Below are 6,971 nucleotides of genomic sequence, written 5' to 3'. Positions count from 1 at the left end.
CTGACCTACGAGGCCGTGAAGCAGACGACCGACGTCGGCCTCGGACAGTCCACCTGCGTCGGCATCGGCGGCGATCCGATCAAGGGGACGGAACACATCGAGGTGCTCGAGTGGTTCCTCGCCGACGACGAGACGGAGGCGATCATCATGATCGGCGAGATCGGCGGCTCGGCCGAGGAGGACGCGGCGGACTTCCTCGCGAGCGAGAAGAAGAAGGGCCGCTGGAAGCCCACGGCCGGTTTCATCGCGGGCCGCACGGCACCGCCGGGACGGCGCATGGGCCACGCGGGCGCCATCGTCGCCGGCGGCAAGGGCGGCGCCGAGGACAAGATCGAGGCGATGAAATCCGCCGGTATCACCGTCGCCGACAGCCCGGCCGGGCTCGGCGAAGCTGTGCTGAAGGCCATCGGCTGAGGCGGGAGGCAATCCGGCGTCGCCTCCCGTGGCAGCCACGAGACGGGGAACACCTCGACGGTGACACGACAGATCGCAGAATGGCGCGCGGGTCAGGACCCCCTAAGGCAGTGCGGCCACCGGCCGTGCGCCTTACGCCACCCTGCTGTCGTCGAGGCAGGTCCAGCAATCCGTCGGGATCTCGGGATCCGCGACGCTGGCGGCAATGTCCTCCGCCAATCCGTCGAGAATGAAGGCGCGTTCCCGCGGCGTGGGCTCATAGCGCGGGGCCGCTCCCCCCAGCAGCGCCGCGCGCACACGCTTGCGCAGGGACGGGGGCACGACCATGCGTCCGGCCCGCACGAGCGCCCCCTTCCGCAACACCGCCTGCGCCTGGGGACGCGCCACCACGTGACGCGCGTTGCGGCGTTCGAGGCGATCCGGAATCTGGCTGGACGCGCGACCTGCGAAGCAGGCAAGCCGACGCAGGACCTCGGGTTCTCCCAGCCGGTGATAATCGAGAATGAGCAGGTCCAGATCAGGGCACTCGCGGCGAAAGCGCGCGATCTGCTCGGCGTAGCGCGATCGATAGAGATGCCAGAACAGCGGGTTGTGCATGGAGGCCACGCGTCCGGGCTCGCGGCGGAGAGATCGCATCAGGCTGCGGCCCTGCCAGCCCAACCGAAGCGTGTGCTCGAATTCGGACACGATCCTGTCCACCGGGTCGCGCACGACGGCGACAAGACGCACGCGTCCGACGTCCGGCCGACGGGAGAAACGTGCAATACGCTCGGGTGCCAACGGGCAGGACAGGTTGTCGGTCGACGCTTCCACGCGAAGAGCGGCGTTCGGGGCATGATCGAACCGGGCGCGGAAGCCCTCGTCGGTACCACCGTCATGCGCCGCGTATCCTGCACCCGGACCGGTCCAGGATCGCGCGGTGTAGTCCGTGAAATACAGCGTTTCCTTGCCACGGGCCACGGCGGTCTCGGGCCATTGCGCCATCCACCCGGCAAGACTCGTCGTGCCGCATTTGGGTGCGCCGAGAATTATGAGGTAATCCCTGCCGTCCACACCACCCTCCGACGCGCTTGCTGCGCGACGCTAGCCGTGCACGCACCGCGGCGCAACGGAGCTGACGGGATATCGCCGCTCGACGCGCAGCCGATGAAACAGGGGGCCGCATGACCTTTGCCCGGGCCGTCCGTCACTGTCTGCGGAACTACGCCACCTTCTCGGGGCGCGCACGGCGGCCCGAGTACTGGTGGTTCTTCCTCTTCGTCGTGCTCGGCGGCATCGTGACCGACCTGATCGATGGCGTGCTCTTCGGCTTCGGGGCGCCGGACGCCCCCGAGACGCAAATCCTCGGCCCGCTCTGGAGCGTCGCGATGTTCGTGCCGCTGCTCGCCGCGGGGTGGCGACGGATGCACGACACGGGGCGGCCGGGATGGTATCTGCTGATTCCGATGCTGATTTCACTCGCGGTGCTTTTCCTCGTCGGCTTCGAGATGACCGCCGTCCTCGCCATCGGTGGGCCGGAGGCCGCGGGGCTCGGGCTCGGCGCCGGGGTCGCGCTCGCCGGGCTTCTGCTCGTGGCGCAGCTCGTGGCCTCGCTGCTCATCCTCTGGTGGCTGACGCGGCCGAGCGAGCGGGGACGCAACGCCTATGGCCCGGAGCCGCGCGTGCGGCCGGAGCGGGAGGCGCGCCCATGAGCTTCGGCGACGCGGTGAAGACCTGCCTTCGGAACTACGTGACCTTCTCGGGCCGTGCGCCTCGATCGGAATACTGGTGGTTCGCGCTTTTCGTCGTGCTCGGCGATCTGGTGCTCGGCGCCGTGGACGACGTCCTTTTCGGGGCCAGGCGCGGGGCCGTCGCCCCGGGCGCCTCGGACGCGCGCGCGCCCTCGGTCCTGTCGGGGCTCTTCACGCTGGGGATGATGCCGCCGCTCCTCGCCGCCGGCTGGCGGCGGATGCACGACAGCGGGCGCTCGGGGCTGCATCTCGTCTATCCGCTGATCGTGATGGCGGGCATCGCCAGCTTCGCGGCCTTCGCCCGCGGTCTCGATCCGCTCGTCGCCGGCGGGGTCGGGGCGATTTTCACCGATCTCGCGGGGCTCGTGCTCGGGATCGCGGCGATCGTTTTCATCCTCTCGCCCTTTCTCGTGATCTGGTGGCTCACGCGCCCCTCCGAGCCCGGTCCCAACCGCTTCGGCCCCGCGCCGGTGGAGGCCACAGCATGACACGCCCCCACAGCCCCTTCGCTCTGCACAAGAGGACGCCATGACCGATCAATCCTCGAACGACAGCTTCAAGGCCTCCAGCTTCATGCAGGGGCACAACGCCGCCTATCTCGAACAGCTCTACGCCCGCTACGCCGAGGACCCCTCGGCGGTGGACGAGGGCTGGAAGGCGTTCTTCGAAGGGCTCGGCGACGCCGAGCGCGACGTGCGGCGCGAGGCGCATGGTCCCTCCTGGGCGCGGCGCGACTGGCCGCCGCAACCGGGCGACGAGATCACCCATGCCCTCGACTTCCAGTGGCCCGAGGCCGCCCGGGAAGCGCAGGCGGCGGGCGAGAAGATCCGCGACAAGGCCGAGGCGCACGGCGTCAAGGTCACCGACGAGCAGGTCAAGCGCGCGGTGCTCGACTCGGTGCGCGCGCTGATGCTGATCCGCGCCTACCGCATCCGCGGCCACCTCGCCGCCGATCTCGATCCGCTCGGCCTGCACGGGCAGACCGAGCACCCGGAGCTCGACCCGAAATCCTACGGCTTCACCGAGGCCGACATGGATCGGCCGATCTTCATCGACAACGTGCTCGGCCTCGAGGTCGCCTCGATGCGCCAGATCGTCGATCTGGTGAAGCGCACCTACTGCGGCACCTTCGCGTTGCAGTTCATGCACATCTCCGACCCCGAGCAGTCCGCCTGGCTGAAGGAGCGGATCGAGGGCTACGGCAAGGAGGTGAAATTCACCCGCGAGGGCCGGCGCGCGATCCTGAACAAGCTCGTGGAGGCCGAGGGCTTCGAGAAGTTCCTGCACGTCAAGTACATGGGCACCAAGCGCTTCGGCCTCGACGGGGGCGAAAGCCTGATCCCCGCGATGGAGCAGATCATCAAGCGGGGCGGCGCCCTCGGCGTCGAGGAGATCGTGATCGGCATGCCCCACCGCGGGCGGCTCTCGGTGCTGGCCAACGTGATGGGCAAGCCCTACCGCGCGATCTTCAACGAGTTCCAGGGCGGCAGCTTCAAGCCCGAGGACGTGGACGGCTCGGGGGACGTGAAATACCACCTCGGCGCCTCCTCCGACCGGACCTTCGACGGAAACTCGGTCCACCTCTCGCTGACGGCGAACCCCTCGCACCTCGAGGCGGTGAACCCGGTGGTCCTCGGCAAGGCGCGGGCCAAGCAGGACCAGCGCCACGACGCCGATCGCAAGGAGGTCCTCTCGGTCCTGCTGCACGGCGACGCCGCCTTCGCCGGGCAGGGCGTGGTGGCCGAGTGCTTCGGGCTCTCCGGGCTCAAGGGCCACCGCACGGGGGGCACGATCCATCTCGTGGTGAACAACCAGATCGGCTTCACCACGGCGCCGCACTTCTCGCGCTCCTCGCCTTATCCCACGGATATCGCGCTGATGGTCGAGGCGCCGATCTTCCACGTGAACGGCGACGACCCGGAGGCGGTGACGCATGCCGCGAAGGTGGCCACCGAGTTCCGGCAGAAGTTCGGCAAGGACGTCGTCATCGACATCTTCTGCTACCGCCGCTTCGGCCACAACGAGGGCGACGAGCCCATGTTCACCAACCCGCTGATGTACAAGGCGGTGAAGAGCCACAAGACGACGCTCAGCCACTACACCGAGCGGCTGGTGAAGGACGACCTGATCCCCGAGGGCGAGGTCGAGGACATGAAGGCCAAGTTCCAGGCCTTCCTCAACGACGAGTTCGAGGCCGGCAAGAGCTACAAGCCCAACAAGGCCGACTGGCTCGACGGACGGTGGAGCCATCTCGACCCGAAGGGCGAGACCTACCAGCGGGGCGAGACCGCGATCTCCGAGGAGACGATGCAGCGCGTGGGCAAGGCGCTCACCCGTGTGCCCGAGGGCTTCAACCTGCACCGCACGGTGGGCCGGCTGATCGAGGCGCGGTCGAAGATGTTCGAGACCGGGCGCGGCTTCGACTGGTCGACCGCCGAGGCGCTCGCCTTCGGCTCGCTCCTCACCGAAGGCTATCCGGTGCGCCTGTCGGGGCAGGACTCGATCCGCGGCACCTTCTCGCAGCGCCACTCGGCCCTCGTCGATCAGAACACCGAGGAGCGGCATTTCCCGCTCAATCACATCATGGAGGGGCAGGCCCGCTTCGAGGCGATCGACTCGATGCTTTCCGAATACGCGGTGCTGGGCTTCGAATACGGCTTCTCGCTGGCCGAGCCCAATGCGCTCACCATGTGGGAGGCGCAGTTCGGCGATTTCGCCAACGGCGGGCAGATCATGTTCGACCAGTTCATCAGCTCGGGCGAATCCAAGTGGCTGCGGATGTCCGGCCTCGTCTGCCTGCTGCCGCACGGCTTCGAGGGCCAGGGCCCGGAGCACTCCTCCGCCCGGCTTGAGCGGTTCCTGCAACAATGCGGGCAGGACAACTGGATCGTCGCCAATTGCACCACGCCGGCGAACTACTTCCACATCCTGCGCCGGCAGATCCATCGCAGCTTCCGCAAGCCGCTGATCCTGATGACGCCCAAGTCGCTCCTGCGCCACAAGCTCGCGATCTCGGACAGGGAGGATTTCCTGACCGGCGCCTCCTTCCACCGCGTGCTCTGGGACGACGCCGAGAAGGGCCACTCCGAGACCGCGCTCAAGCCCGACGCCGAGATCCGCCGCGTGGTGATGTGCTCCGGCAAGGTCTACTTCGACCTGCTCGAGGAGCGCGACCGCCGCGGCATCGACGACGTCTACCTCCTGCGCGTCGAGCAGTTCTATCCCTTCCCGGCGCATTCCGTCGTCAAGGAACTCGAACGCTTCAAGAGCGCCGAGATGATCTGGTGTCAGGAGGAGCCCAAGAACCAGGGCGCCTGGACCTTCATGGAGCCGAACCTCGAATGGGTGCTCGGCCGCATCGGCGCGGCACACGCGCGGCCGCGCTACGTCGGCCGGCCCGCCTCCGCCTCGCCGGCCACCGGCCTCGCCTCGCAGCACAAGAAACAGCAGGACGCGCTTGTCGATCAGGCGCTCACGATCGAAGGGTAAGAGAATGACAACCGAAGTCCGCGTGCCCAGCCTTGGGGAAAGCGTCACCGAGGCCACCGTCGCCACCTGGTTCAAGAAGCCGGGCGACAGCGTGGCCGAGGACGAGATGCTCTGCGAACTCGAGACCGACAAGGTGACCGTCGAGGTGCCCGCCCCGGCGGCCGGCGTGCTCGCCGACATCGTCGCCGAGGAAGGGCAGACCGTCGGCGTCGACGCGCTCCTCGCCAACATCGCCGAGGCGGGCGAGGCCGGCTCCGTCACGCCCGAGCCGCGGCCCTCCGCCGCGGCCGGCAGCGGCAAGCCACCGTCCGAGGGCAAGGCCCCGGCGGCGGGCGGCGCGACGGTGGACGTCATGGTCCCCGCCCTCGGCGAGAGCGTGAGCGAGGCCACCGTCTCCACCTGGTTCAAGACGGTGGGCGACGCCGTCGAGGCCGACGAGATGCTCTGCGAGCTCGAGACCGACAAGGTCTCGGTCGAGGTGCCCGCGCCCGCCGCCGGCATGCTCTCCGCGATCCTCGCCGAGGAGGGCGCGACCGTCGAGGCCGGTGCGCAGCTCGCCACCATCGCGAGCGGTGAGGACGCGGCCGCCGGCCCCACCGAAACGACCGAAACGACCGAAGCGGCCCCGGCCGAAGCGCCCGCCGGCAGTGCGGGCCGCGGCGACGTCGAGGACGCCCCCGCCGCGAAGAAGGCGATGGCCGAGGCCGGCCTCTCGCGCGATCAGGTCGCGGGCTCGGGCCGCGACGGCCGCGTCATGAAGGAGGACGTCGCCAGGGCCGCCACCTCCGGCACCACCTCCGGCGCCGCGGCCGCCCCCGCCCCGGCCCCCGCGGCCGAACCGGCGCAGACCCCGCGCGCGCCGGTCCCGGCCGAGGACGCCGCCCGCGAGGAGCGGGTCAAGATGACCCGCCTGCGCCAGACCATCGCGCGCCGCCTCAAGGACGCGCAGAACACCGCCGCCATGCTGACCACCTACAACGAGGTGGACATGAAGGCGGTCATGGACCTGCGCTCCGACTACAAGGACCTCTTCGAGAAGAAGCACGGCGTGCGCCTCGGCTTCATGTCCTTCTTCGCCCGGGCCTGCGCCCACGCGCTGAAGGAAGTGCCGGAGGTCAACGCCGAGATCGACGGCACCGACATCGTCTACAAGAACTTCGTGCACATGGGCGTGGCCACCGGCACGCCGCAGGGCCTCGTCGTGCCGGTGATCCGCGACGCCCACGCCAAGTCCTTCGCCGAGCTGGAAAAGGAAATGGCCGAGAAGGCCAGGCGCGCCCGCGACGGCAAGCTCTCCATGGCCGAGATGCAGGGCGGCACCTTCACCATCTCCAACGG

5 protein-coding genes and 1 pseudogene are annotated in these 6,971 nt (G+C 69.1%); 5 read left to right on the top strand and 1 reads right to left on the bottom strand.

What is annotated here, in order from left to right:
• Positions 1-414: pseudogene (locus ACESL7_RS11000) on the top strand (succinate--CoA ligase subunit alpha); the annotation flags it as partial.
• A gap of 132 nt (positions 415-546) precedes the next feature.
• Here ACESL7_RS11000 and ACESL7_RS10995 read toward each other — a convergent pair.
• Positions 547-1,467, bottom strand: coding sequence for a sulfotransferase domain-containing protein (locus tag ACESL7_RS10995; protein WP_372893370.1), 921 nt, complete (start codon positions 1,465-1,467; stop codon positions 547-549).
• 110 nt (positions 1,468-1,577) lie between these two features.
• Here ACESL7_RS10995 and ACESL7_RS10990 point away from each other — a divergent pair, with 110 nt between their 5' ends.
• From ACESL7_RS10990 to odhB, 4 genes are all read left to right on the top strand, one after another.
• Positions 1,578-2,105 (top strand): DUF805 domain-containing protein, encoded by a 528-nt coding sequence (locus ACESL7_RS10990; RefSeq protein WP_372893369.1) that lies wholly within the window; start codon positions 1,578-1,580, stop codon positions 2,103-2,105.
• Complete coding sequence (locus ACESL7_RS10985) at positions 2,102-2,632, top strand: DUF805 domain-containing protein (protein WP_372893368.1); 531 nt, start codon at positions 2,102-2,104, stop codon at positions 2,630-2,632. The genes ACESL7_RS10990 and ACESL7_RS10985 overlap by 4 nt, the downstream gene beginning before the upstream one ends.
• A 40-nt stretch (positions 2,633-2,672) precedes the next feature.
• On the top strand, positions 2,673-5,633 hold the full coding sequence (locus ACESL7_RS10980; protein ID WP_372893367.1) for a 2-oxoglutarate dehydrogenase E1 component: 2,961 nt from the start codon (positions 2,673-2,675) through the stop codon (positions 5,631-5,633).
• A 4-nt stretch (positions 5,634-5,637) separates the two neighbouring features.
• Positions 5,638-6,971: 2-oxoglutarate dehydrogenase complex dihydrolipoyllysine-residue succinyltransferase (odhB, locus tag ACESL7_RS10975; protein WP_372893366.1), on the top strand; the 1,334-nt coding region annotated here is incomplete at its 3' end.

The sequence above is a fragment of the Rhodosalinus sp. genome (assembly GCF_041685465.1).
In the GTDB taxonomy this organism is placed as follows: domain Bacteria; phylum Pseudomonadota; class Alphaproteobacteria; order Rhodobacterales; family Rhodobacteraceae; genus Rhodosalinus.
Note: the sequence above shows the minus strand (reverse complement) of the source record. Positions and strands in the feature narration are given on the sequence as shown.

Bases quoted from the DNA above. Each gene is read 5' to 3' on its own strand.
- ACESL7_RS10990 (WP_372893369.1), top strand. From the start codon at position 1,578: ATGACCTTTGCCCGGGCCGTCCGTCACTGTCTGCGGAACTACGCCACC.
- ACESL7_RS10985 (WP_372893368.1), top strand. From the start codon at position 2,102: ATGAGCTTCGGCGACGCGGTGAAGACCTGCCTTCGGAACTACGTGACC.
- ACESL7_RS10980 (WP_372893367.1), top strand. From the start codon at position 2,673: ATGACCGATCAATCCTCGAACGACAGCTTCAAGGCCTCCAGCTTCATG.